Source organism: Xanthobacter nonsaccharivorans, assembly GCF_043194755.2.
Taxonomy (GTDB): domain Bacteria; phylum Pseudomonadota; class Alphaproteobacteria; order Rhizobiales; family Xanthobacteraceae; genus Xanthobacter; species Xanthobacter autotrophicus_G.
Window position 1 is genome coordinate 987717 of record NZ_CM195526.1, and the last position, 24525, is coordinate 1012241.

Here is a 24525-nt window from a genome sequence, read left to right on the forward strand (position 1 = left end):
CCTCCTCCTCAGCGGGCGGCATCGGAGCGCGCGAACACCGCGCGGTAGATGAGGGCGAAGGCGCCGGCGAACATCAGCGACATGGCGAAGTACATCGCCGTCACCACGATGTAGATCTCGAACGAGCGGAACGTCTGGGACTGGAGGTTGTTGGCGATGGCGGTGAGCTCCTCCGCCGAGATGGCGGACACCACCGAGGAGGTCAGCATCAGCAGGATGAACTGGCTGGTGAGGGCGGGGTAGATGGCCTTCAGCGCCGGGAAGATGACGATGTGGGTGAAGATCTGCAGCGGCTTGAGCCCGAGCGCGAGGCCCGCCTCGATCTGCCCCTTGTGGATGGTCTCGATGCCGGCGCGCACGATCTCGGTGCAATAGGCGCCGGCGTTGACCACCATGGCGAGCAGCGCCGCCTCGTTGGCGTCGAGCCTGAGCCCCACCCGCGGCAGGCCGAAGAAGATGAGGAAGATCTGCACCAGGAAGGGCGTGTTGCGGATCACCTCCACATAGAGGTCCACCAGCCAGCGCACCGGGCGCGGCCCCTGCGTCTTGCCCAGCGCGCAGATCACCGCCACGACGAGGCCGAGCGTCATCGCCAGGCCGGAGAGGCGGATGGTGAGCCAGGCGCCGAGCAGGAGCTCCGGCCAGGCGTTGAAGACGTCCCCGAACTGGAAGACATAATTCATCGGGCGCCTCCTGGCGTGCGATGGGGCGCGCGCCGGCCGGTGTCGCCGCCGCCGCTCTTGTGGCTGCTGCTCTTGCCCTGGTCCTTGCCTTGGCTCTTGCGCGACGTGGCTTGGCCGCTCCCGCACGACTGGCGGATGACGAGGCGCGGCGGCACCACGATCTCCTCCCGCGGGCGGTCCGGATGGGCGATGCGGCGCAGCAGCAGGCGCGCCGCCTCCCGGCCCACCACGCGCGGATCGGTGGTGAAGGTGGTGAGGGTCGGCTGGTGCAGGCCCGCCTCCGCCACGTCGTCGCAGCCCACCACGGCCACGTCCCTGCCCGGCACCAGGCCGCGCTCGGAGAGCGCCAGCATCACGCCGAAGGCGACGATGTCGTTGTAGCAGACCACCGCCGAGGGATGGTCGGGCCGGGCGAACAGCTCGCGCCCGGCGTCATAGCCGGAGGAGCGGTCGAGCACGGCGCAGGGCACCACCGGCCCGCTCTTCAGCTTGTGGCGGCGCAGGGCGCGATGGAAGCCGGCGAGGCGCTCCGCCAGAGGCGCGATGCGCCGCACGCCGCCCACGAAGCCGATGCGGGTGTGGCCGAGGGCGATGAGGTGCTCGGTGACCAGCTCCATGCCGGCGCCGTAGTCGGGCCCCACATAGTCGGCCGGGAAGCCCTCCACCCGGCGCTGGGCGAGCACGCAGGGCATGCCGGCGCAATGGCCGGCCTCCAGCGCGTCGGCGCGGGTGTTCTCGGCCGGGACGACGACGATGCCGTCCACCCCGTGCTCCTGCATGCGCACCAGCACGCGGCGCTGGCGGGCGGCGTCCTCCACCGTGTTGGCGATGAAGGCCATGTAGCCCTCGCCGTCCAGCACGTCGTCGATGCCGGCGGTGAGCTGGGAATAATTGGGGGTGGTGATCTCGCACAGCACCAGCCCGAGGGTGCGCGAGGCGCCGGAGCGCAGGTTCGCCGCGCGGCGGTTGTAGACATAGCCGAGCGCGGCCATGGCGGCTTCCACCTTGGCGCGGGTCTCTTGCCTGACGAGGGGGCTCTTGCGCAGGACGAGGGAGACCGTGGCGCGCGACATGCCGGCGCGGGCCGCGACGTCCTTCAGCGTCACGCGATGGCCGCCGGGCGCCGGCGCGTCCTCTGCCTGCGCCGCCACTGCCGGCGCATGCTGCACCGTCGCCGCGGGCCTCGCGGCACGCTCGACCAGGGCGGCCGCCTTGCGGCTCCGTTTGCCCACCACCTGCGCTGTCCTCCCGTGTCCACGGACCCTTGCCGGGCCTCGCGGCACGTTTTGTCTAAGGGAAGGAAAGCGGGGTGGTCAACGAAAAATTAGATCGATCCAAACCGGTCCGCCGGCGGACGCCGCCGCTGTCGGGGGCAACGGGCGCAGGTCGATGGGGCAACGCCTTCGCCTCCTTCAGGTTTGCCGCGGCCGCGGCGATCCCGCCACGTCGCAGTTGCGCATTGTCAGCTCTCTGTCAGCTTCGATGCGCTAAAGCTGCACCATAAGGACAGGCCGGCGCGCTCCCGCGCCGTCGCAGGGAGGGACCATGCACCGCGAGAACCACCTCATCTCCCGCATCGGCTGGCTGCGTGCCGCAGTGCTCGGCGCCAACGACGGCATCATTTCCACCGCCAGCCTCGTGGTGGGCGTGGCGGCGGCCTCCACCGGCACCGGCGAGGCGCTGGTGGCCGGCATCGCCGGGCTGGTGGCCGGGGCCATGTCCATGGCGGCAGGGGAATATGTCTCCGTCAGCTCCCAGGCCGACACGGAAGCCGCCGACCTCGCAAGAGAGCGCCGGGAGCTGGCCGAGCAGCCCAAGGCGGAGCTGGCGGAGCTCGCCGCCATCTATGTGGAGCGCGGCGTCGAGAAGGCCCTCGCCCTGAAGGTCGCCGAGCAGATGACGGCCAAGGACGCCTTCGGCGCCCACATGCGGGACGAGCTGGGCCTGTCCGAGCACATGGTCGCCCGCCCGGTGCAGGCGGCGCTCACCTCGGCCGGCACCTTCGCGGCGGGCGCGGCCCTGCCGCTGGTGCTGACGGTGGCAGCGCCGTCCGGCGCCGTGCCCCTCGTCGTCTCGGCGGGGTCGCTGGCCTGCCTTGCCGTTCTGGGGGCGGTGGGCGCGAAGGTCGGCGGCGCGGCGGTGTTGAAGCCCACGGTGCGGGTCACCTTCTGGGGCGCCTTCGCCATGGCGGTCACCGCCGCCATCGGCGCCCTCATCGGGCATGCGGTGTAGAGCACGCGACCATGACGCTGCGAGAGGCCCGCGGCCTGCCGCAGCGCCACCGTCCGGTGCCGCGAAAGGCCGCACGGCCAACTGGCGGGAACACCATCTTTTGCTCGGCGGCGCCCCGGAGTATGCCTCTGCGCAGGCACAATTCTGGGGCGTCATCGCACCCCCGGCGGCGGGCGCCGCCGCGCCAGAGAGACCACTGATGACGTCGATGCCTGCTTTCCCCAGTCTCACCCGCCGCAGCCTGCTAGCCGGTGGCGCGGCCATGGGCGCGCTCGCCCTCGCCGGGCGCTGGAGCAGCGCCCGGGCGGAGCCGCTTCTGACGGTGGACACCGCCGTGCTGGAGGTGAACGGCAAGCCGGCCAAGGTCTTCACGGTGCGCGGCCCGTCCGGCGACGGGCTCTTCGCCAAGGCCGGCGAGCGCCTCGCCGGCCCGCTGCTGAACGCCACCGACCTGCCGCTGGTGATGCACTGGCACGGCCAGGTGCTGGCCCCCCCGGAGGAGGACCGCGCCCGGCCCGGCGGCGGCGCACTGTCCGCCGGCGCGACGGATTTCGTGAATTTCGAGCTGACCCCCGGCACCCACTGGATGCATTCTCACACGCTGAGCGAGCAGCAATTGCTCGCCGCACCCCTCGTCACGCGGGAGGATGACGCGGGTGACGTGCAGGACGTGGTGGTGATGCTGCACGACTTCTCCTTCCGCACCCCGCAGGAGATCCTCGCCGGCCTCGGCGGCGGCACCGCCCCTGGCGGGCACGGCGCCCATGGCGCTGCCACGCCGGCGGCGCCCGCGGCACGCGGCAATGCCATGGCGGGCATGGATCATTCCGCCCATGGCGCGAGCGGCGCGGGCGCGGTGATGGTGCATGCCAACGATGTGGCCTATGACGCCTTTCTCGCCAACCGGCGCACCCTCGCCGATCCGGAGGTGGTGCAGGTGGAGAAGGGCGCCCGGGTGCGCCTGCGCCTCATCAATGGCGGCACCGCCACCGCCTTCTTCATTTCCGTGCCGGACCTGCGGCCCCGCTGCGTCGCGGTGGACGGATCGCCCTGCGAGCCCTTGGGGGCGGAGGTGTTCCCCCTTGCCCAGGGCCAGCGCATCGACCTCGTGGTGCGCATTCCGGCCACCGGCGGCGCCTTCCCGGTGCTGGCCCAGGTGGAGGGCTCGGACCGCCGCACCGGCGTGGTGCTGGCGACGGCCGGGGCAGCCATCCCACGCGTCGCCGAGACGGCGGACACGCCGCAGGGCCTCATCGACCTCGGCTTCGAGGGACGGCTCGCCGCCTCCCGGCCGCTGGACGAGAAGCCGGCCGACCGGGTGTTTCCGGTGATGCTGGGCGAAGAGTCCGGCTATCGCTGGACCATCAACGGCGCGACCTATGCGGAGGGGGTGGCGCCGTTCGCGGCGAGCTCGGGCGAGCGGGTGGAGATGACCTTCATGAACCCCACCGCCATGAGCCACCCCATGCACCTGCACGGCCACCATTTCCAGGTGGTGGGCATCGGCGGGAAGCGCTTCCCCGGCCCGGTGCGGGACACGGTGCTGGTGCCGCCGCAGGTGCCCGTCACCATCGCCTTCGACGCCGGGCAGAAGGGGGAGTGGTACCTTCACTGCCATCACCTCTACCATATGGCCGCGGGCATGATGTCGGTGCTGAAGGTGGCCTGACCCCTCGGCGCGGTCCCTCATCGCGCAAATGGGCGCCCGGCGCCGCCCTCGCCCGGGGCGCGGCAGGGGCGCGCGCCGCTGTCCTTTTCCTTGCGGGAGAAGCCCCGGCGGGCCCTGGAAACGGCCACGCCGCTTCCGGCATGCGGCTGGCGCATGCCGGCCATGCCGATGCACGATATATACGGCTCCGGCGACTTTCCTTAGAGAACGCGGTCTCTATCTGCGAGTTGGCGGGCGATTCACCGGGCCAATGGTTTCAATTTGCCCGGATCGCGCTCCAGCTGGTGGGCCGAGACTGGAACCCCCTTCATGCCTGTCGTCCGGTCCTCTGCCGATGCCCCGTTCGGCGCCACCGACGCTTTGCTCTATGTGGCGACCATCCTCATCTTCGGTACCGGCTGGCTGCCGCTGAAGCTGCAGCTCGGCGTGGTCGCCCCGGAGGTGTCCGGCGTCTGGCGCTTCCTCATGGCCACCGGCGCCATGTTCGCCCTGGTGGTGGCCACCCGCGGGCGCCTCGCCTTCGGCGTGCGTGACCATGTGCTGTTTGCCGCCATGGGCGTCACGCTGTTCTCCCTGAACTTCGTGAGCTTCTATTATGCGGGCTACCATCTGCCCTCGGGCCTGTTGTCGGTGGTGTTCGCCCTTTCGGCGGTGATCATCCCCTTCCTCTCCGCCGCCGTGCTCGGCCGGCCAGTGCGTCGGCGCGTGTTCATCGGCGGGGCGGCGGGCGTCGCGGGGCTCGGCCTCGTGTTCGGGCCCGCCATCGCCGAGGGCAATGGCGTGGACGGGGTGGGCGCCGGCCTGGGGCTCGCCCTCGCCGGAACCCTGTGCTTCTCCCTCGGCAGCCTGTTCTCCGGCATCGCCGCGCGGCGCGGCTATCCGCTCACCTCGCTCACTGCCTGGGGCTTCTTCTATGGCCTCGTGGTGCTGGCGGCCATCGCGCTGGTGCGCGGCTCGCCCTTCATCGTGGAATGGAACGCGCGCTATCTCGGCTCGCTCGCCTTCCTGGTGCTGGCGCAGACCCTCTCCGGCTTCGCCATCTACCTCATGCTGATCCGCCGCATCGGCGCGAGCCGGGCCGGCTACGGAACCGTGCTGTTCCCGCTGGTGGCCCTCGCCATCTCCACCTGGTTCGAGGCCTTCCACTGGACCTTGTCCGCCGCCGGCGGCATCGCGCTGGTGCTGGCGGGGACCCTTCTGGTGCTGATGCCGGACCGCGTGGGCCGGGGGCGGCCCTGAGCGTGATCCGCGTGCCAGGTCTCCCGGCCGCTGGACACCGCGCCTCCCATTGACGCCACGCCCGGTTCGCGACTAGCGTGGCCGCGACGGTTCCCGCAAGGGATCAAAAGGGAACGCGGTGCGCCGATTCGCTCGGCCAAGCCGCGGCTGCCCCCGCAACTGTAAGCGGCGAGTCCCCCGCCATCTGCCACTGGGCCCCACGGCCTGGGAAGGCGGCGGAACGGACGACGACCCGTGAGCCAGGAGACCTGCCGTCAGCCGTGGTCACGCGCGAGCACGTCGGGCGGGGTGTCCTGATGGTGGTTTGTCGTCCGGTCCCGTGGGACCGGGGGGAAGCCTCGTTCGCGGTGACGGACCACTTCGTCCCGCCGAGGCTGCCATGCCCCCCGCCTGTTCCTTCCGCGTCCGCGACGCGGCCCGTCTTGCCCTCCCGGTCCTTGCCCTGCTCGCCGCGCCGGCTGCCGTCCGCGCCCAGTCCGCCGCCGACCAGAACGCCGTCGAGCTCCCCGAGGTGGTGGTGAGCGCCACCGGCCTGCCGACGCCCGAGCGGGAGGTCGCGAGCTCCGTCAGCGTCGTCACCGCCGATGACATTGCCCGCGCCCAGCAGCGCACCCTGCCGGACGTGCTGCAAGCGCTCCCCGGCCTCAACGTGGTGCAGACCGGCGGGCCCGGCGGCCAGACCTCGGTGTTCATCCGCGGCACCAATTCCAACCACGTGAAGGTGCTCATCGACGGCATCGACGCGGGCAACCCCTCCACCCCCAACGGCGCGTTCGACTTCGGCCAGCTCCTGGCCTCGGACCTGGAGCGGGTGGAGGTGCTGCGCGGCCCGCAATCGGGCCTCTACGGCTCGGACGCCATCGGCGGCGTCATCTCCGTCACCACCAAGAAGGGGGAGGGGCCGCCGAAGGTCACGGGCTATGTGGAGGGTGGCGCGCTGGGCACCTTCAACCAGTATGCGGGCCTCTCGGGCTCCACGGAGAAGCTGGCCTATTCCTTCAACGTCACCCACTTCTCCTCCACCGACATCCCGGTGACGCCGCAGAACATCGTGCCGCTTGGCTGGCCCACCAGCCCGAACGCCTACGACAACTGGACCTATTCCACCCGCCTCGACTGGGAGGCCACGGACAATTTCGCCGTCAATTTCGTCGCCCGCTACATCGACACCAGCCTCGCCTACACGCCGGACACCTACCCCCCGCCCACTTACGAGGGCGTGCCCGCGGCGCAGCGCTCCACCAGCTACGCCAGCATGTTCTTCACCAAGGGCGAGGGCGTGTGGAAGGCGTTCGACGACCGCCTCGTCACCACCTTCGGCATCAGCGACCTCTCCACCTCCAACCCCACCACGGGGCCGAACCCTTCGGTCAACGGCACCTACGAGGGCGACCGGCAGATCTATTATTTGCGCTCCAATTTCGTGATGGCGCCGGGGCAGAACCTGCTCGCGGGCGTGGAGCGGCGCAACGAGAGCATGACCTCCTCCACCGCCTACACGCAGATGGATGCCGCGACCGGGGACACCGGCGCCTATGCGGAATACCAGGGCAATCTCTGGAACCGGCTCTTCTTCGCCGCCAACGTGCGCTATGACAGCGACGACAGCTTCGGCGACCACACCACCTTCCGTCTCGCCCCGGCGCTCCTGTTCGACGAGACGGGCACCAAGCTGAAGGCCAGCTACGGCACCGGCTTCAAGGCGCCGACCCTGTACCAGCTCTACGCCCCCTATTACGGCAACGCCGCCCTGAAGCCGGAGGAGAGCACGGGCTGGGATGCCGGCTTCGAGCAGAAGGCCTTCGGCGACAAGGTGCTGTTCGGCGCCACCTGGTTCCACAACGACATCACCAACCTCATCAGCTACGACCCGGCGACGTACCAGAACGTCAACATTTCCAGCGCCGTGTCGCAGGGCATCGAGGCGTTCGTCGCCGTGGCCGTCACCGACCGGATCGACGTGCGGCTCGACTACACCTACACCCACGTGGTCGGCTACATGCCCGTCGGCCAGCCGTTCGGCGCCGCATGCGCGCCCATCGACGCGACCTCCTGCAATCCGCTGCGGCGGCCCAACAACAAGGTGAGCGTGACGCTGGGCTGGCGGCCGACGGACGCGCTCGACCTGTCGGCGAGCCTCGTCTACGCCTCCTCCTGGTGGGATATCGTGCGCCTGACCTCGAACTATGTGGACCAGCCCGGCTACACGGTGGTGAACCTCGCCGCCAACTACAGACTGAATGCCAACACCACCCTGTTCGGGCGGATCGACAATCTGTTCGACCAGACCTACGAGAATCCTAACGGCTTCCTCGCCCCCGGCTTCGGTGCCTTCGGCGGGGTGAGGCTGACCTGGTGAGGCCGGCATGAGACGGTCAGCGGCTCTGCTCCTGCTCTTCCCGCTCCTCGCGCTCGCCGCCGGCGCACGGGGAGGGGAGGGGCGCGCCGGTGCCGCGCCGCAGCGGGTCGTCTCCCTCAACCTGTGCGCGGACGAGCTGGTGCTGCGCCTGGCCGACCGGGGGCAGGTGGCGTCCATCACCTTCCTCGCTCGCGATGCGCGCGCCTCCAACGTGGCCGATCTCGCCCGGGGCGTGCCGGTGAACCGGGGCCTCGCGGAGGAGATCGCGCCCCTCGCTCCGGACCTCGTCATCGTCGGCGCCTTCACCACCCGCGCCACCACTGCCACGCTGCGGCGCCTCGGCTTCGAGGTGCTGGAGCTGTCCGTGCCGCAGTCCCTCGCGGAGGCCTATGCCCAGATCCGCACGGTGGCCGCGCGCCTCGGCGTGCCGGAGCGGGGCGAGGCCATGGTGCGGCGGATGGAGGAGGCGTTCGCCCGCCTGCCGCCGCCCGCGGGGGTGCCGCCCACCGCCGTGGTGCTGCGCCCCAACGGCTTCACCGCCGGCCGCGGCTCCATCGCCGACGAGGTGATGGAAAAGGCCGGCCTCGCCAATCTCGCCGCCATCCTTTCCATCGACCGGATGGGCCAGCTGGCGCTGGAGGAGATCGTGCGCGCCGCGCCGGATCTGCTCGTGGTCAATGCGGCCGAGGATGCGCCGCCCTCCCTCGCCGATGCGCTGCTGCGCCATCCCGCGCTCGCCCCCTTCGCCGCCGAGGGGCGCACGGTGTCACTGCCCATCCGGCTGTGGACCTGCGCCGGCCCGGAGCTGGCGGAAGCGGCGGATCGCCTTGCCGCCGCCCGCCTCCGCCTGTCCGCCGCATCCCCCCGCGCAGCCGTGGCGGCGGTCCGGCCCGTCGTCGCGGAGGGCAGGCGATGACGACCCGCGCGCGCCTGCTGCTGCCGGCCGGCCTCGGCCTCGCGGTGGCCATTCTCTTCTTCGCATCCATCGCCATCGGCTACGCGCCGCTCGATCTCGGCGCGGCCTTTGGCGATCTCCTCGCCGGGCGGCAGAGCCTTCCCGCGCTGGTGCTCACGGAGCTGCGCCTGCCGCGGGCCATCCTCGGCGCGGCGGTGGGCTTCAGCCTCGGCCTCACCGGCGCTGCGCTGCAGGGGCTCATGCGCAACCCGCTGGCCGATCCCGGCATCGTCGGCGTCTCGGGGGCGGCGGCGCTCGGGGCGGTGGTCGCCTTCTACTTCGGCTTCTCCGCCTCCTTCGCCTTGGCCCTGCCCCTGGGCGGGCTCGCGGGCGCGGCGGCGGCCACCGCCGTGCTCCTGGTGCTGGCGGCGCGCGGGGCGGGCACGGTGGCGCTCATCCTCGCCGGCGTCGCCCTCTCCAGCCTCGCGGGGGCGCTCACGGCGCTGGCCCTCAACCTCGCGCCGAGCCCCTATGCGGCGCTGGAGCTGGTGTTCTGGCTCATGGGCTCGCTCTCCGACCGCAGCCTCCTGGATGTGGGGCTGGCGCTGCCCTTCATGGCGGCGGGCTGGCTGCTGGTGCTCATGACCGGCCCGGCGCTCGATGCGCTCACCCTCGGCGAGGAGACGGCGGCGAGCCTCGGCTTCCCGCTGCGCCGGGTGCGCCTGCTCGTGGTCGGCGGCACGGCGGCGGCCGTGGGGGCGAGCGTCGCGGTGGCCGGGGCCATCGGCTTCGTGGGCCTCGTGGTGCCGCACCTGATGCGTCCGCTGGTGGGCCACCGGCCCGGCCGGCTGCTGCTGGCGAGCGGCCTCGCAGGGGCGGCGCTGACCCTGTCCGCCGACATTGCCGTGCGGCTCGTGCCCACCCGGCCGGAGCTGAAGCTGGGGGTGGTGACGGCCCTCATCGGTGCGCCCTTCTTCCTGTTCCTCCTCGCCCGGCTGAAGGGGAGCGAGACATGATCCTCTCCGCCGAAGCCGTCACCGTGGCGCGGGGCCCGGCGGTGCTGGTGCGCGACCTCAGCCTGGAGGCGCGGCCGGGCGCGTTCCTCGGCCTCATCGGCCCGAACGGCGCCGGCAAGACGAGCCTCCTGCGCGTGCTGGCGGCGCTCGATATGCCGGCCCGTGGACGGGTCGCCTATGACGGGCGCACGGCCGACGAGATCGGCCGCCGCGCGCTGGGGCGCATCGTCGCCTATCTGCCGCAGGAGGGGCGCATCCACTGGCCGCTGCCGGTGGAGGATGTGGTGGCCCTGGGCCGCCTCCCCCACGGCGCGGCGGCGGTGGACGCCGCTGCGCGCCGGGCCATGGCGGCCGCATCGGTGAGCCATCTCGCGCGACGGCCGGCCGGGACCCTGTCCGGCGGCGAGCGCGCCCGCGTGCTGCTCGCCCGTGCGCTGGCGGTGGAGGCGCCCGTGCTCCTCGCCGACGAGCCCTGCGCGGCGCTCGATCCCCTCCACCAGCTGGAGGTGATGGCGCTCCTGCGCGACACCGCCCGCCGCGGCGCCGTGGTGGTGGCGGTGATGCACGACCTGACCCTCGCCGCGCGCTTCTGCGACCGCCTCGCCTTGATGAAGGAGGGCCGCCTGCTCGCCGTCGGTCCGCCGCGGGAGGTGCTGGGAGGCGGTGAGGGAGGCAGCCATGTGGCCAACGCGTTCGGTGTCGACGCGGTGCGGCTGGAGCATGGAGGGGAGATGATCGTGCTGCCGTGGGCGCGACGGAGCGATGAGGGGCCCCATGGCCGCTGACCCTTTCGACCAGATGAGGGCCCACGCGCGCGATCCCGGCTGCGGCTTCAGCCTGGGCATCTTCGGCGCCATCGCCGAGTTCATGCGCGATCCGGACGAGCCGGTGGACATGGGGGAGACGGGCGATGCCCTTTCCCTCGTCACCCCGCGCGGGGGCCTCCTTGTGCGCCGGCATGCCGAGGCCCGGCTGGTGGACTATGAGACCCCTTCGCGCCATCCCGGGCGACGGGTGTTCGCCCGCGCCCTCTGCCTGCCGCTCGCGGCCGCGGCGCTGGCCGGGCGCGGCGTGCTGGCCGAGATCGGGCCGGACCGGGACGCCCTGCGCGCGGCGGACCGGGAGGCGATCCTTTTCGACCTCGGCATCGGCCTGTCCACCACCGAGGCCTGCATCCGCACGGACGCGCCGGAGCTGGTCGCGCTGCTGCGGGCGGGCGAGGGCCGGCGGCCGTTCGAGGTGCCGGGCCTCATGCCGGCGCTGGTGGCGCACGGCCCGCACCGGGTGTTCGTCTCGGCGCTGGGACGGATCGAGGTGTTCTCGCCCATCCCGCCGCCGGACGGGGCGAGCCCGGAGGGGCCGCACACCCATGTGCTGCCGAAGCTCCTTGCCCACCGCCGCCTGCATGCGGCGACCGTGCCGATCCCGGAAGGCCTCGCTCCCTGCCTCGGCGTGCACCCCGCCGGCCCGGAGGAGGGCGACCGCTGCACCCCTTAGGGGAGGGGACCGCCGGATTTCTCCCTGCCGTCATCGCCCGGTTTATCCGGGCGATCCACCCTGTGGCCCGGCTGGTACCCGGGTTTGAAGCGCGCCGACACGGGAGGGTGGATGCCCGGAGCCCGGCTTTCGCCGGGTTCCGCCTTGACGGGCGGACGTCGGCGAGAGCCGGCTTCCCGACGAGCCGGGGCATGATGGTGTGAAGAGGTCGGCGCCGGCTCTGGGGAGCGCGGTGTGAAGTGTCCTCCCCCGCCGGTCCGGACCTAGAACTGCCACGTCACGCGGGTGTTGAAGGAGCGCCCTATGCCGGCCACGGGGAAGCCCCAGGCGGCGGAAGAGCCCATCATGCTCGCCACGCGGTAGTTGACGAGGTTCGCGCCGCCGAGCGGCAGGTTGTAGTTGGTGTCGAAGATGTTCTCGACGCCGAAGTCGAAGCGCACCGTGTTCCACTGGTAGCTGGTGCGGAAGTTGACCAGGGCATAGGCCGAGGTCTCCAGCTCGTTCCGCACCTGGCTGACCAGCACCTTGGCCGCCACCATCTGGAGCTCCAGGCTGTTGGTCCAGTTGCCGATGGTCTGGTCCACCGCGAGGACGCCGTTGAGCGGCATCATGTGGTAGAGGTTGACGCCGTCGGTGCGCTGGCCCTGCACGAAGTTCAGGTTGCCGCGGAACGCGCCCTGGCCATAGGCATCGTTGTCCCAGAGCGCGAGCTTGCCGTCGATGTTGATGCCGTAGAGCCACGCGTCGTGGTTGGCGAAGCGCAGGTAGACGAAATCGTCGGTGACGGTGGCGTTGTTCGGCGCGCTGGCGAGGCATCCGGGCAGGGTGCAGCGGTCGGCGTCGATATAGTTCACCACATAGCTGAAATAGGGCGAGGCCCGCAGCTCCCAGGCCTTGCGGGCCGGATCGTGCCAGGCGGCGGTGAAGCTCACCGTGTGCGCCGCCTCCGGCTCGAGGTCCAGGTTGCCCACATAGCCGTTGCCGTCGCCGAACCAGCCGATCATGCTCATGGCCATGGGGTTCGTGGACCAGGCATAGCGCTCGTAGAAATTGGGCGAGCGCGTCTTGCGGGCGAGGCCGAGCTCGTAGACGCTCATCTCGTTGGCCTCGTAGCGCAGGATCGCCGAGGCATCGATGTTGAAGTCGGTGCGGGCGTGGCTCTGGGCGTTGAAGAGGGCCGCATCCGCCCCGTACATCATCTGGTTGTAGCCCCAGACGTCCCCGGTGTTCATCCAGACGATGTCGTTGCGCACGCCGAGGACGGTGCTCCACCGGTCGTCGATATGCCGCTCCCACTCGCCGAAGGTGCCGAGGCGCAGGCGCTGGCCGTTGTTGATGCTCTGGAACGTGTCCGGTCCCATCATCATGGAGCCGGCCACCGGCGGCCACCAGTCGTCGAGATTGTTGTAGTAGAGCTCGTTGCCGACACGCACGATGTCATGGGCGGAGACGCCGACGGTGCCCTTCACCGAATAGCCGAGGTCCGTGGTCCGCGTGTCCATGGGCATGTCGCCCGTCTTGTCGGGCTGGATGAAGCCCATGGTGTGCCGGACGCGGCTGGCGAATACGGTGGCCTCCAGCTGTCCCCAGTCGAATGCGCCCTGGTAGCGGCCGTTGGCGAACAGGCTCTTGTTGTCCACCATGTCCATGTACTGGTTCGGATAGCCCTGATAGGGGATGAACTGCCCGCCCACCTGCGCCGTGAACAGCTGGTCCTCGATCTTCTTCGAGACGCTGATGGCGTGGTTCTGCGTTTCGTACATGGTGGACTTGATGGTGGTGCCGTCGCCGGCGGTGTAGTCGCTCGCGCGGGCCCAGCCGCCCGTATAGGTCACGTTCGTGTCGGCATTGGAGACGGTGGCGGTGGCATCGACCCCGTAGCCGTTGCCGTTGCTGCGGAAGAAGCCCGAGACGCTGCCGGAGACGGCGAGCGCCTCGCCCGCCGTGAAGCGCGGCGGGGCCATGCTCACGTCCACCTTCGCGCCCGTGTAGTCGCCGCCGACGCTGACCGGGGCGGTGCCCGTGTAGATCCGCGCGTTGGCGATCATCGCCGGATTGACGAAGGACAGGGGCGGATTCATCTCGTTCGGGCAGGCGATGCCGAAGAGCATGCCGTTGATGGCGACCTGCACCCGGTCCGCGCCCATGCCGTTCACCGCCGGCAGGCTGGATACGCCGCCGGCGCCCCAGGCGGCCCCGCCGGGAATGCGGCCGATGAGCGAGCCGGAATCGCTGGTCCACAAGGTGGCGTTCTGCGCCTCGCTGCCGGAAACGGTGGCGCTGTCGGCAGGGGCGAAGGAGGTGTCCTGGCCCCCGCCGGCGCTCTCGCCGGCCACGCGCCCGCTGCCCACCACCACGGTGGGCAGCTCCACCACGGGCGGGGGGCCGCTCTGCGCGGCGGCGGTGGGGGAAAGCAGCGGGACGAGGCACAGGGCGGCGAGCGCGGGGCTGACGAGGGCGGTGGTCTGCCGCAGGGCGCGGCGGGTCTGGGGAATGGGCTGGAATCGCATGGAGGTCGCCTCCCGCATGCGGCGGCCCACGGGGCTTGCCCCGGCCGCGCATGAAGGTTCTCCGAGCCGTGTTTGCGGCGTCGGCATCCTGGGGGCGTGCTGCGGGCACGCCCCGATCGATGGCGCGAAACTGCCATTCCGCCGCGTCGAACAACGGCGGTCGCGCCAATCAGGCAGACTGCGGGGCAGGTGGTCCGCGCGGCTGGAAGGGCGGGGCGTTGAGGAGGGCGTGGAGCGCGATGCGCACCGCCGTGTCGAACCGCAGCTCCAGAGCGACGCGGTCGATCTCCGGGGTCGGGACCGGCGGCGGCAGGCCGGCCACGTCGGCCCGGGCAAGGCACGCCTGGCAATGCACCTGAGCCGTCTGGCCCGTATCAGGGTGCTGCTCTCCGTCGCCTGACCCGGTGGCGGAGAGGCACAGGGAGGCGCTCGTCCCATAGGGGGTGGACGCGAGAGCGATGCCGGTCAGGAGCACCTGCAAGACAAGCGCATAGGCCGCCACCCAAGCAGCGGCCCGTCGTGCCATCACTCCTGCCGTCCTGTGCCCAGCCATAGCCCCTTACCCCAGGGGCAGGGTTAGCACTTCCCTGGCGGGAATCAAATGCGGCGGTCCCGCAAAACGAGGGAGGGCAGGGGGGCCGGGACGGACCGTGCCTCACTGTTGCCGGCCGGCAACATGGACCGCTTTGGCCATCCCGCTCAGGGGGACTTCGGCCGCTTTCCCGCCGGCTTGCCCTTGGAGGCGTTGGGGCGGCTGCGCGCGGGCGCGCGCTCCGCATAGGCGCCGGCGGCATGGGCTCCACCGCCGGCTTTGGGCTTGCGCGGGGACTCATGGGCCGGCTTGCCCTGCGCCGGCTTGTCGCGGAACGACTTGCCCCGCGCCGGCTTTTCATACGGCGCCTTGCCATGGGGGGCCCTTCCCCGGCCGGGGCGCTCGGGGCGGCCCGTCGGGGGGCCGGACATGGGCTCGATGATCACGTCCGCGCCGTCCTGCTTGCGCACCGCGGTGCTGAAATGGTCGAGCGCGGCGGCGGTGACCTCGAAGGCGGTCTCCTCGTCGAAGATGCGGATGGCGCCGATATCGTCGCGCGTCACATTTCCGCGCCGGCAGATCAGCGGCAGCAGCCAGCGCGGGTCGGCCTTGTGGCGGCGGCCCACATTGAGGCGGAACCAGGCGCCGCCTCCGGCCGCCGGGCCGCCTGCGAAGCCGCGCGGGGCCGCTCGCTCGCGCGCGCCGCGCGGCTCGCCGGGATCGGCCACCTCCTCCGGCGCGGGCAGGCCGGCGCGATAGAGGCGCACCAGCGCCGCCACCAGATGCTCGGCCGGATGCTCCGCCAGCAGGGTGCGGGCGACGGCGGCGTCGTCCTCGCTCGGCTCGTCGGTCAAAAGCGGGTCGCGCAGCATGCGCTCGTGGTCGAGCTTGCGGATGTCGTCGGCGCTGGGCGGGCCCGACCAGGCCGGCGTGACGCTGAGGCTGCGCAGCAGGTCCTCGGTGCGGCGACGGCGGAAGGGGGGCACGAGAAGGACGCTCACGCCCTTGCGGCCGGCGCGCCCGGTGCGCCCGCTGCGGTGCTGGAGGCTCTCGGCATCGTTCGGCAGGTCGGCGTGGATCACGAGGCCGAGGCTCGGCAGGTCGATGCCGCGAGCGGCCACGTCGGTGGCGACGCACACCCGCGCCCGGCCGTCCCGCAGCGCCTGGAGGGCGGAGTTGCGCTCGTTCTGGCTCAGCTCGCCGGACAGGGCCACGGCGGAGAACTGCCGCTCCTGAAGGGTCGCGTGCAGGTGGCGCACGGTCTCTCGGGTGTTGCAGAAGACGATGGCGCTGGGGGCATCGTAATAGCGCAGCACGTTGACGACCGCGTGCTCGATCTCCTTCGGCACCACGCGGATGGCGCGGTATTCGATATCGGCGTGCCCGCCCTCGGCGCTCGCCACCTCGATGCGCAGGGCGTCGCGCTGGTAACGCTTGGCCAGCGCGGTGATGGCGCGGGGCAGGGTGGCCGAGAACAGCAGGCTGCGCCGCTCCGGCGGCGTGGCGTCCAGCAGGAATTGCAGGTCCTCGCGGAAGCCGAGGTCCAGCATCTCGTCGGCTTCGTCGAGCACCATCACCCGCACCGCCGAGATGTCGAGCCGCCCCCGCTCCAGATGGTCGCGCAGCCGGCCGGGGGTGCCCACCACCATGTGGGCGCCGCGGTTGAGGGCGCGCTGCTCCTGGCGCGGGTCCATGCCGCCGACGCAGGAGACGATGCGCGCGCCGGTGGCCGCATAGAGCCACTCGAACTCGCGCTGCACCTGCAGGGCCAGCTCGCGGGTGGGGGCCACCACCAGCGCCTGCGGCGCGGTGGCGGGGCCGAAGCGCTCGTCGGCGCCCAGCAGCGTGTCGGCCATGGCGAGGCCATAGGCCACCGTCTTGCCCGAGCCGGTCTGGGCGGACACCAGGAGGTCGCGCTCCGACGCCTCCGGCGCCAGCACCGCGCTCTGCACCGGGGTCGGGTCCTTGTAGTCGCGCTCGGCCAGGGCACGGGCGAGCGCCGGGTTGGTGGTCATGAAAGGCACGGCTGTTCCGCCTATCTCAATGTCGTCAGGCGTCGAACGGGAGCCATCGGAGGGGATCTGGGACGTCTTCTTAATCGAGCCGGCGCGCTGATGCCACGGTCGCCGCGGCCTGATCCAGGCTGCCCGAAGAAGCATGCGCGACCCGCGACCGGTCCGGATCGCGAAGGCCCGTTATTCGTGAATCAGATCGGAGCTTTTTGGTGGAGCCGAGGGGAATCGAACCCCTGACCTCTGCAGTGCGATTGCAGCGCTCTCCCATCTGAGCTACGGCCCCGATCCATGGGAGGCGCCATTTACGAGTTGGGCTCCCATGCTGTCAAGCGGCGAAAAGACCGAAATCGGGGGTGATCACGGCCTTTCCACCGTCGTTTCGCTTCAGCTTGCCGTCGGCTCGTTTTTGCCGCGCAGCAGCATGTAGATGGCCGGGATCACCAGCACCGTCAGCGCCGTGGACGAGGCGAGCCCGAACAGCAGCGAGATGGCGAGCCCCTGGAAGATGGGGTCGGTGAGGATCACCGCCGCCCCGATCATGGCCGCCAGCGCCGTGAGCAGGATCGGCTTGAAGCGGATGGCGCCCGCCTCCAGCAGCACCTCCTGCAAGGGCCTCCCCGGCGTGCGGGCATGGCGGATGAAGTCCACCAGCAGGATGGAGTTGCGCACGATGATGCCGGCCAGCGCGATGAAGCCGATCATGGAGGTGGCCGAGAACGGAGCGCCGAACAGCCAGTGCCCGGCCATGATGCCGATGAAGGTGAGGGGGATGGGCGTCAGGATCACCAGCGGCAGCTTGAACGAGCCGAACTGCGCCACCACCAGGATGTAGATGCCCAGGATGGCGACGATGAAGGCGCCGCCCATGTCGCGGAACGTCACCCAGGTCACCTCCCACTCGCCGTCCCACAGGAGGGTGGGGCGGCTCTCGTCGGTGGGCTGGCCGTGGAGCGCGACGGCGGGCTTCGGCAGGGCGCCGAAATCCATCTGCTCCAGCGCCTTGCCCACGGCGATCATGCCGTAGACGGGCGCCTCATACGCCCCGGCGAGGTCGGCGGTGATCATCTCCGCGGCGCGGCCGTTGTGGCGGAAGATGGGGAAGGAGGCCGGCTCGCGGATCACCCTCACCACGTCTCCCAGCTCCACCACGTCCCGGCCGCCGGGCAGGGCATTGGCGGGCACGGGGGTGGAAAGGGTGCGCGGGTCCACCGTCTTCTCGCCCTTGGGCAGGGCGAGGCGGATGGGGATGGGCGCCCGCCCGCTGCCGCGATGGCTGTAGCCCAGCGTGGAGCCCGCGTAGACGGCGCGGATGGCGTCGTAAACGTCGCTCTGCTCCACCTTGTAGAATTCCAGATTGTCCTGGTCGATGGCGAGGCGCACCCGCTCGCCCGGCGTGCCGAAGCTGTCGTCCACGTCCACGATGTAGGGCACGCTCTCGAAGGCCTCGCGCACCTTGCGGGCGACCTGCCGGCGGGTGTCCGGGTCGGGGCCGTAGATCTCCGCCAGGAGGGTGGAGAGCACCGGCGGCCCGGGCGGCGGCTCCACCACCTTCAGGGCACTGCCTGCGGGCAGAGGAATGGCCTTGAGCCGCTCGCGCACGTCGAGGGCGATGGCGTGGCTGGGGCGGCTGCGCTCCCCCTTGGCCTTGAGGTTGATCTCGATGTCGCCCTGCCACGGCGCGGACCTGAGCATGTAATGCCGCACGAGGCCGTTGAAGTTGAAGGGCGCGGCCGTGCCCGCATGGGTCTGGAAGGCGAGGGCCTCCGGCAGGTCCGCCAGCGCGTTCACCATGTCCTGGAGCGTGCGGTTGGTGGCCTCCACCGAGGTGTCGGCCGGCAGGTCCAGGATGACGGCGAGCTCCGTCTTGTTGTCGAAGGGCAGGAGCTTCACCGTGACGCCCTGGGTGTAGAACAGGCTGAGCGAGGCCAGCGTCGCCATCCCCACGGCGGCGAGGAAGGCGCCCGAGCGCGCCCGCGAGGCGAGGATGGGGGCCGCCACCCGCCGGTAGAAGCGTCCGAGCCGGCCGCCGTCGGCGGCTTCCGCATGCACCGCGTGGTCCCCCGCGCGCCCCGCCACCTTCAGCATCAGCCAGGGGGTGAGGATGACCGCGACGAAGAACGAGAAGACCATGGCCGCCGAGGCGTTGGCCGGGATGGGGCTCATGTAGGGGCCCATCATGCCGGAGACGAACAGCATGGGCAGCAGCGCCGCCACCACGGTGAGGGTGGCGACGATGGTGGGGTTGCCCACCTCCGCCACCGCGTCGATGGCGGCCTGGGCGCGGGTGCGCCCGTCCTTCATGGCCCAGTGGCGGGCGATGTTCTCGATGACGACGATGGCGTCGTCCACCAGGATGCCGATGGAGAAGATGAGCGCGAACAGGCTCACGCGGTTGAGCGTGTAGCCCATGAGCCGGGCGGCGAAGAGGGTGAGCAGGATGGTGGTGGGGATCACCACCGCCACCACCAGCGCCTCGCGCCGGCCGATGGCGAAGCCCACCAACACCACGATGGACACCGTGGCGAGGCCGAGGTGCAGCAGCAGCTCGTTGGCCTTCTCGTTGGCGCTCTCGCCGTAATTGCGGGTGACCTTCACCTCCACGTCGGCGGGGAGCGTGCCGCCGTGCGCCGCCTCGATCTGCTTCAGCACCTCCTCGGCAATCACCACCGCGTTGGTGCCGGGCCGCTTGGCGATGGCGAGGGACACCGCCGGGCGGCGGGCGAGGCCGTCCGCCGTCTTCTCCACATGGAACATGCGGGTGTCGGCGGGCTCGGTGGCGAGCGTCACGGTGGCCACGTCGCGCACATAGACCGGCCGCCCGTCGCGGGCGGTCAGCAGGATGTTGCCGATCTCCGTGGGGGTCTGCAGGGTCTGGCCGGCGACGAGGGTGCGCTGGGCGCCCTTTTCGCGCACGCTGCCGGTGTTGAAGGTGCGGTTGGCGCCCACCAGCTTGCCCTGAAGCTGGGCGAGCGTGATGCCGTAGAGGGAGAGGCGCTCCGGATCGGGCGAGACGCGGATCTCCTCCGGCTGCTCGCCGACGATGTAGGTGAGGCCGATGTCCGGCAGCTTGGCGATGTCCGCCTGGAGCTCGCGGGCGACGCGGGTGAGGCTGTTGGCGGTCCAGCGCTCCGCCGCCTCCGGCTTGGGGGTGAGGGTGAGGACGAGGATGGCCACGTCGTCGATGGAGCGGCCGACGATGAGCGGCTCGGTGATGCCCACCGGGATGCGGTCGAGGTTCGCCCGCACCTTCTCGTGCACGCGCAGGATGGCGGCATCCGGGCTGGTGCCGGTGAGGAAGCGGGCGGTGACCACCACGCCGTCGTCCTGGGTGGTGGAATAGACGTGCTCCACCCCGTCGATGGCCTTGACGATGGTCTCCAAAGGCTCGGTGACGAGCTTGACCGCGTCCTCCGCCTTCAGGCCCTGGGCGGAGACCGAGATGTCCACCATGGGCACGGAGATCTGCGGCTCCTCCTCGCGCGGGAGGGTGACGAGGGCGATGAGGCCGAAGGCGAAGGCCGCAATCAGCAGCAGCGGGGTGAGGGGCGAGGCGATGAACGCGCGCGTCAGCGCGCCGGCAAGGCCGAGGGGCCGGTTCTGGATGGTCATGCTCAGTGTCCCGGCGCGGCGAGGGCGTCGCCGTCCCTGAGGCCGGTCAGCACCTCGATGCGCTCCACGCCGTCGGCGGCGAGGCGGTCGCCAAGCACCACCGGCACGTCCACCGGGCCGCGCGGCGTGACCACGCGCACATAATCGATGCCGTGGCGGGTGGCGACGAGCGCGGGGGGCACGGCCAGCACGGGCCTCCTGCCGATCTCCACCCACACCAGGGTGCGCTCGTTGACGAAATAATCGCCGAGCCCGTCCACCTCCACGTCGGCGATGACGCGACCGCCGGAGATTTCCGGATAGACCTTCACGATGCGCCCCGGCCGCGCCGTGCCGGGGGAGCCCGCCGCCTCCTGGGTGATGCCGCGCTGGCCGATGCGCACCGTGCCACCCTCGCGAACGGTGGCGGCGTAGCGCTCCGGCAGGCTGAGGCGCAGGTAATAGGGGCCGGAGGCGATGCGGGCGATCTCGTCGCCGGCGAGCACCACGCTGCCGGGGGTGACGGGCACGGTGAGCACCCGCCCATCCGCCGGCGCCAGCACGGCGCCTTCCCGGGCGCGCTGGAGCACCACCGCGCGGTCGGCCTGGGCGGCGGTCACCTGGTTGGTGGCCACGTCGAACTGGGTCTTCGCGGTATCCACCCGGCTCTGGCTGGCGACGCCCTTGGCCAGCAGCTGCTGGGCACGGTCCAGCTCGGTGCGGGCGTTCTCGAGCTGGGAGGAGAGCTCCTTGATCCGCGCGTCGGCCGCATTGAGGCCGAGGGCGAGCTTGTCGTCCACCACCAGAGCGATCTCCTGGCCTTCCTTCACCTGCGAGCCCTCGGACACGCCCACCTGCCGCACCGTGCCGCCGATGCGGGCGCGGGCGGGCACCACGGTGCGGCTCTCCACCTCGCCGAACACGGCTTTCAGGTCCGGCACCTCCTGCCGGCGCACGGTGAAGTCTTCGGCGCGGGCGGCGGTGCCGACCGTGGCCTGGAGGAGGACAAGCAGGAGGAGAGACGGCAGGGGGAGGGCGCGGATGGGCATGGAGCAGCTTTCTGGCCCGGCGCCGGAGCCGGATCCTCAGCGCCCGAAGCGATCCGGGCGCGCGATCCATCTCAGGGCCTGCGGAGAGGGGTACCCGTCCTTCCGCATGGCGGCGCCGTGCGGGCGTGGCGGCCTCTTACCGGGCGCTTCTTCTTCAGGAGAAGGCGACGCCGGGCTTCGCGCCCAGCTTCTTGAAGATCATGGCCGCCGGGCAGAAGCCGGTGACGGAGGCCTGCATCAGGTTCGCGCCCACGAAGGCGGTGAGCCAAAACCAGTAGGGCGACACAAAATGGCCCAGCGCGAGGGACAGGAGTACCATGAACCCCGCAAACAGCATGACGATGCGATCGATCGACATTATCTTTGATCCTCAGGCGCACCCGCCCCGTGCCGGTGCATTCCACATTGCACATAACATTCAAAAGTTCTAATTTCAATATTATGAATGTATCAGACATGATCCCGGCTGCCGAGCTGGCGGCCGACCTGATGCGCAGCCTCTCGCACCCTCAGCGGCTGCTGGTGCTGTGCGCTTTGGGCAAGGATGAGAAATCGGTGGCGCAGCTGCGCGACGAGCTGGGCATCGACCAGGTGCCCATGTCGCAGCAGCTCATGCGCCTGCGCGCCGACGGCCTGGTGGAGGCGCGGCGGGAGGGGACGAGCGTGTTCTACCGTATCGCCCGGCAGGAGGTGATCAGCGTCATCGAGGCGCTGCACGCGGCCTTCTGCCCGGCGACGCGGACGGGGGAGGACGCCGCGACGCCTCTTCAGGCCTGTGGCCCCGGTCTTTGACCGGAGCCACGGTCTTCACTCAAGCGGCGCGGCACATCAGGACTCCATGCCCGCCTTTGGGGATTTTCACGGCGCCTGGGTAGATCAGCCCTGCGGCTGAAGCGTCTCCAGGAAGCGGATGGGCTGCCCGGTGGACGGCCCGGTGAGCTCGCCTTCCCACATCACCTTGCGGCCGCGCACGAAGGTGCCCACCGGCCAGCCGGTCACGTCCTTCCCGTCGTAAGGCGTCCACTGCGCCCGGGAGGCGATCCAGCCGTTGGTGATGGTGGCGCGGCGCTTCAGGTCCACCACCGTGAAGTCGGCGTCGTAGCCGGCGGCGATGCGGCCCTTGCCGGCGATGCCGAACAGCCGGGCGGGGCCGGCGCTGGTGAGGTCGATGAAGCGGTCCAAGGTCAGCCGGCCCGCTGCGATGTGGTCGAGCATCAGCGGCACCAGCGTCTGCACGCCGGTCATGCCCGAGGGGCTCTCGGGATAGGGCTTCTGCTTCTCCTCCAGCGTATGGGGCGCGTGGTCGGAGCCGAGCACGTCCACCACGCCCTGGGAGATCGCCGCCCAGAGCGCATCCCGGTGGCGGCCGTCGCGCACCGGCGGGTTCATCTGGGCGAGCGTGCCGAGGCGGTCGTAGCACTCGGGCGCCGCCATGGTGAGGTGATGGGGCGTCACCTCCACCGAGGCCACGTCGCGCGCGTCGGCCAGGAACTCCATCTCCTCCGCCGAGGTCACGTGCAGCACATGCACCCGCGCGCCGGTCTCGCGGGCCAGCGTCACCAGCCGGCGGGTGGCGGTGAGCGCGGCGATCTCGTCGCGCCAGACGGGGTGGGAGGAGGCATCCCCCGGCACGCGCAGGCCCTTGCGCTCCTGCAGCCGCGGCTCGTCCTCGCAATGGAAGGCGGCGCGGCGGCGGATGACCTTGAGGATGGCGCGCACGCCGTCGTCATCGGGCACCAGCAGGGAGCCGGTGGACGAGCCGATGAACACCTTGACGCCCGCGGCACCGGGCAGGCGCTCCAGCTCGGGCAGGTCCTTCACATTGTCGTGGGTGCCGCCCACGTAGAAGGCGAAGTCGCAATGCATGCGGTTCGTCCCGCGGGCGATCTTGTCTTCCAGCGCGGAGGGAGAGGTGGTCTGCGGAATGGTGTTCGGCATCTCGAACACGCCGGTCACGCCGCCCATCACCGCCGCGCGGGAGCCGGTCTCCAGGTCTTCCTTGTGCTCGAGGCCCGGCTCGCGGAAATGCACCTGCGTGTCGATGACGCCGGGCAGGATGTGGAGGCCGGTGGCGTCCACCACCTCGCCGGCCGACGCGGCGCCGAGGGCGCCCACGGCGCGGATGCGGCCGCCGGAAACGCCGATGTCCGCAACCTGGACGCCGGCGGGGGTGGCGACGGCGCCGCCCTTCAGCAGGAGGTCGAAGGTCAAAGGCATTTGGCGCTCGCTCTTGTAGGAGAGGGGGTGGCGGCCTTAAATCTGTTTTTTATTTTTCTGACAAGGACGGTCCCCATGCCCGTCGTTCATTTGACCGATCGTGTGCTCATTCGTGCCTCCGGCCCGGACGCCTCCAAGTTCCTCCACGGCGTCATCACCTGCAACGTGCAGACCATGGCGAAGGGCGACAGCCGCTACGGCGCGCTTCTGACCCCGCAGGGCAAGATCATCTCCGACTTCCTCTTCTATGCCGAGGGGGACGAGGTGTTCCTCTTCGACGTGCCCGCCGAGCGGGCGGACGATTTGCTGAAGCGCCTCGTCTTCCATCGCCTGAGGGCCAAGGTGACCTTCGAGAAGGCGGAGGACCGCGCGGTCGCCGCCGTGTTCGGCGAGACGGGTGCCCTGCCTGAGGGCGCGCTCTATGCCGACCCGCGCTTTCCCGCCCTCGGCCAGCGGCTGGTGCTGGCGCAGGCGGATGCGCAGGCGCTTTCCGCCGACCTTTCCGCCTATGAGTCGCACCGCATCGCTCTCGGCATTCCCAAGGGCGGGGCGGATTTCGCCTATGGCGACACCTTCCCCCACGAGGCCGACATGGACCAGCTCGGCGGCGTGGATTTCAAGAAGGGCTGCTATGTGGGCCAGGAGGTGGTGAGCCGCATGGAGCACCGTTCCACCCCGCGCAACCGCCTGGTGGAGGTGCTGTTTCCGGCGCCGCTGGCGGTCGGGCAGGAGATCGCCGCCGGCGACAAGGCGGTGGGCCAGCTCACCTCCGTGGCGGAGGGGCGCGGCATCGCCACCGTCCGCCTCGACCGGGTGACCGATGCGCGCGCCGACGGGGTGCCGCTGCTGGCGGGCGAGGTGGAGGTGGAGCTGAGGAAGCCCGAATGGGCGAGCTTCTCCATGGACTGGGAGAAGAAGGTCAGCGCGCTCGACGCGAAATTCCAGGGAGGCTGATGCGTGGCGGAACGGGAGCCGATCATCCGGCATGCGGATGGACGTGGGCGGTGCTTCTGGTGCGGGACGG

19 protein-coding genes, 1 tRNA gene and 1 riboswitch are annotated in these 24525 nt (G+C 70.9%); of the genes, 10 read left to right on the forward strand and 10 right to left on the reverse strand.

What is annotated here, in order from left to right; all coding sequences use genetic code 11:
- Nucleotides 1-8 precede the first annotated feature (8 nt).
- Nucleotides 9-683 (reverse strand): amino acid ABC transporter permease, encoded by a 675-nt coding sequence (locus tag V5F59_RS04525; RefSeq protein WP_393980124.1) that lies wholly within the window; start codon nt 681-683, stop codon nt 9-11.
- Nucleotides 680-1915 carry a LacI family DNA-binding transcriptional regulator gene (locus V5F59_RS04530; RefSeq protein ID WP_393980122.1) on the reverse strand — a complete coding sequence of 412 codons (1236 nt, stop codon included), beginning with the start codon at nt 1913-1915 and terminating at the stop codon, nt 680-682. The genes V5F59_RS04525 and V5F59_RS04530 overlap by 4 nt, the downstream gene beginning before the upstream one ends.
- A gap of 313 nt (nt 1916-2228) precedes the next feature.
- Between V5F59_RS04530 and V5F59_RS04535 the strand changes: the two genes are divergently transcribed.
- The 8 genes from V5F59_RS04535 (at nt 2229) to V5F59_RS04570 (ending at nt 11590) form a co-directional block, all read left to right on the forward strand.
- Nucleotides 2229-2915 (forward strand): VIT1/CCC1 transporter family protein, encoded by a 687-nt coding sequence (locus V5F59_RS04535; protein WP_393980120.1) that lies wholly within the window; start codon nt 2229-2231, stop codon nt 2913-2915.
- Nucleotides 2916-3114: 199 nt separating this feature from the next.
- Nucleotides 3115-4584: a multicopper oxidase family protein gene (locus V5F59_RS04540; protein WP_393980118.1), complete on the forward strand. Its 1470-nt coding sequence runs from the start codon at nt 3115-3117 to the stop codon at nt 4582-4584.
- Nucleotides 4585-4893: 309 nt separating this feature from the next.
- Nucleotides 4894-5823 (forward strand): DMT family transporter, encoded by a 930-nt coding sequence (locus V5F59_RS04545; RefSeq protein ID WP_393980116.1) that lies wholly within the window; start codon nt 4894-4896, stop codon nt 5821-5823.
- Between the two features lie 70 nt (nt 5824-5893).
- A riboswitch (cobalamin riboswitch) is annotated at nt 5894-6093 on the forward strand.
- Between the two features lie 109 nt (nt 6094-6202).
- On the forward strand, nt 6203-8182 hold the full coding sequence (locus tag V5F59_RS04550; RefSeq protein WP_393980114.1) for a TonB-dependent receptor plug domain-containing protein: 1980 nt from the start codon (nt 6203-6205) through the stop codon (nt 8180-8182).
- Nucleotides 8183-8189: 7 nt separating this feature from the next.
- Nucleotides 8190-9098 (forward strand): ABC transporter substrate-binding protein, encoded by a 909-nt coding sequence (locus V5F59_RS04555; RefSeq protein WP_393980112.1) that lies wholly within the window; start codon nt 8190-8192, stop codon nt 9096-9098.
- Complete coding sequence (locus tag V5F59_RS04560; protein WP_393980110.1) at nt 9095-10093, forward strand: FecCD family ABC transporter permease; 999 nt, start codon at nt 9095-9097, stop codon at nt 10091-10093. The genes V5F59_RS04555 and V5F59_RS04560 overlap by 4 nt, the downstream gene beginning before the upstream one ends.
- The gene (locus tag V5F59_RS04565; protein WP_393980108.1) at nt 10090-10878 is read left to right on the forward strand and encodes an ABC transporter ATP-binding protein; all 789 of its coding nucleotides are present in this window, start codon (nt 10090-10092) and stop codon (nt 10876-10878) included. Before V5F59_RS04560 ends, V5F59_RS04565 begins: the two co-directional genes overlap by 4 nt.
- The gene (locus tag V5F59_RS04570; RefSeq protein WP_393980106.1) at nt 10868-11590 is read left to right on the forward strand and encodes a DUF6925 family protein; all 723 of its coding nucleotides are present in this window, start codon (nt 10868-10870) and stop codon (nt 11588-11590) included. Before V5F59_RS04565 ends, V5F59_RS04570 begins: the two co-directional genes overlap by 11 nt.
- A gap of 263 nt (nt 11591-11853) precedes the next feature.
- On the opposite strand, the gene V5F59_RS04575 is transcribed toward V5F59_RS04570, so the two are convergent.
- The 7 genes from V5F59_RS04575 to V5F59_RS04605 form a co-directional block, all read right to left on the reverse strand.
- The gene (locus V5F59_RS04575) at nt 11854-14100 is read right to left on the reverse strand and encodes a TonB-dependent receptor (RefSeq protein WP_393980104.1); all 2247 of its coding nucleotides are present in this window, start codon (nt 14098-14100) and stop codon (nt 11854-11856) included.
- Between the two features lie 169 nt (nt 14101-14269).
- The gene (locus tag V5F59_RS04580) at nt 14270-14626 is read right to left on the reverse strand and encodes a DUF2946 family protein (RefSeq protein ID WP_393980102.1); all 357 of its coding nucleotides are present in this window, start codon (nt 14624-14626) and stop codon (nt 14270-14272) included.
- 173 nt (nt 14627-14799) lie between these two features.
- On the reverse strand, nt 14800-16647 hold the full coding sequence (locus tag V5F59_RS04585) for a DEAD/DEAH box helicase (RefSeq protein WP_393980100.1): 1848 nt from the start codon (nt 16645-16647) through the stop codon (nt 14800-14802).
- 207 nt (nt 16648-16854) lie between these two features.
- Nucleotides 16855-16930: transfer RNA gene (locus V5F59_RS04590), tRNA-Ala, on the reverse strand.
- Nucleotides 16931-17031: 101 nt separating this feature from the next.
- The gene (locus V5F59_RS04595; protein WP_393980098.1) at nt 17032-20256 is read right to left on the reverse strand and encodes an efflux RND transporter permease subunit; all 3225 of its coding nucleotides are present in this window, start codon (nt 20254-20256) and stop codon (nt 17032-17034) included.
- Nucleotides 20257-20258: 2 nt separating this feature from the next.
- Nucleotides 20259-21284, reverse strand: a complete 1026-nt coding sequence (locus tag V5F59_RS04600; protein ID WP_393980096.1) for an efflux RND transporter periplasmic adaptor subunit — start codon at nt 21282-21284, stop codon at nt 20259-20261.
- Between the two features lie 154 nt (nt 21285-21438).
- Nucleotides 21439-21642, reverse strand: coding sequence for a YgaP family membrane protein (locus V5F59_RS04605; protein ID WP_393980094.1), 204 nt, complete (start codon nt 21640-21642; stop codon nt 21439-21441).
- A gap of 98 nt (nt 21643-21740) precedes the next feature.
- Between V5F59_RS04605 and V5F59_RS04610 the strand changes: the two genes are divergently transcribed.
- Nucleotides 21741-22076, forward strand: a complete 336-nt coding sequence (locus V5F59_RS04610; RefSeq protein ID WP_393980092.1) for an ArsR/SmtB family transcription factor — start codon at nt 21741-21743, stop codon at nt 22074-22076.
- A gap of 84 nt (nt 22077-22160) precedes the next feature.
- Here V5F59_RS04610 and V5F59_RS04615 read toward each other — a convergent pair whose 3' ends face one another.
- A complete protein-coding gene (locus V5F59_RS04615; RefSeq protein WP_393980090.1) occupies nt 22161-23501 on the reverse strand; it encodes a dihydroorotase in 1341 nt (446 codons plus the stop codon).
- Between the two features lie 75 nt (nt 23502-23576).
- Between V5F59_RS04615 and ygfZ the strand changes: the two genes are divergently transcribed.
- A complete protein-coding gene (gene ygfZ, locus V5F59_RS04620; protein WP_393980088.1) occupies nt 23577-24455 on the forward strand; it encodes a CAF17-like 4Fe-4S cluster assembly/insertion protein YgfZ in 879 nt (292 codons plus the stop codon).
- Nucleotides 24456-24525 lie beyond the last annotated feature (70 nt).

What these genes read in the sequence shown, in the direction of transcription:
- V5F59_RS04525 (WP_393980124.1), bottom strand. Translation starts at nt 683, where the DNA reads ATGAATTATGTCTTCCAGTTCGGGGACGTCTTCAACGCCTGGCCGGAG.
- ygfZ (WP_393980088.1), top strand. Translation starts at nt 23,577, where the DNA reads ATGCCCGTCGTTCATTTGACCGATCGTGTGCTCATTCGTGCCTCCGGC.
- V5F59_RS04575 (WP_393980104.1), bottom strand. Translation starts at nt 14,100, where the DNA reads ATGCGATTCCAGCCCATTCCCCAGACCCGCCGCGCCCTGCGGCAGACC.
- V5F59_RS04550 (WP_393980114.1), top strand. Translation starts at nt 6,203, where the DNA reads ATGCCCCCCGCCTGTTCCTTCCGCGTCCGCGACGCGGCCCGTCTTGCC.
- V5F59_RS04585 (WP_393980100.1), bottom strand. Translation starts at nt 16,647, where the DNA reads ATGACCACCAACCCGGCGCTCGCCCGTGCCCTGGCCGAGCGCGACTAC.
- V5F59_RS04615 (WP_393980090.1), bottom strand. Translation starts at nt 23,501, where the DNA reads ATGCCTTTGACCTTCGACCTCCTGCTGAAGGGCGGCGCCGTCGCCACC.
- V5F59_RS04555 (WP_393980112.1), top strand. Translation starts at nt 8,190, where the DNA reads ATGAGACGGTCAGCGGCTCTGCTCCTGCTCTTCCCGCTCCTCGCGCTC.
- V5F59_RS04565 (WP_393980108.1), top strand. Translation starts at nt 10,090, where the DNA reads ATGATCCTCTCCGCCGAAGCCGTCACCGTGGCGCGGGGCCCGGCGGTG.
- V5F59_RS04595 (WP_393980098.1), bottom strand. Translation starts at nt 20,256, where the DNA reads ATGACCATCCAGAACCGGCCCCTCGGCCTTGCCGGCGCGCTGACGCGC.
- V5F59_RS04610 (WP_393980092.1), top strand. Translation starts at nt 21,741, where the DNA reads ATGATCCCGGCTGCCGAGCTGGCGGCCGACCTGATGCGCAGCCTCTCG.
- V5F59_RS04605 (WP_393980094.1), bottom strand. Translation starts at nt 21,642, where the DNA reads ATGTCGATCGATCGCATCGTCATGCTGTTTGCGGGGTTCATGGTACTC.
- V5F59_RS04570 (WP_393980106.1), top strand. Translation starts at nt 10,868, where the DNA reads ATGGCCGCTGACCCTTTCGACCAGATGAGGGCCCACGCGCGCGATCCC.
- V5F59_RS04580 (WP_393980102.1), bottom strand. Translation starts at nt 14,626, where the DNA reads ATGGCACGACGGGCCGCTGCTTGGGTGGCGGCCTATGCGCTTGTCTTG.
- V5F59_RS04600 (WP_393980096.1), bottom strand. Translation starts at nt 21,284, where the DNA reads ATGCCCATCCGCGCCCTCCCCCTGCCGTCTCTCCTCCTGCTTGTCCTC.
- V5F59_RS04540 (WP_393980118.1), top strand. Translation starts at nt 3,115, where the DNA reads ATGACGTCGATGCCTGCTTTCCCCAGTCTCACCCGCCGCAGCCTGCTA.
- V5F59_RS04560 (WP_393980110.1), top strand. Translation starts at nt 9,095, where the DNA reads ATGACGACCCGCGCGCGCCTGCTGCTGCCGGCCGGCCTCGGCCTCGCG.
- V5F59_RS04545 (WP_393980116.1), top strand. Translation starts at nt 4,894, where the DNA reads ATGCCTGTCGTCCGGTCCTCTGCCGATGCCCCGTTCGGCGCCACCGAC.
- V5F59_RS04535 (WP_393980120.1), top strand. Translation starts at nt 2,229, where the DNA reads ATGCACCGCGAGAACCACCTCATCTCCCGCATCGGCTGGCTGCGTGCC.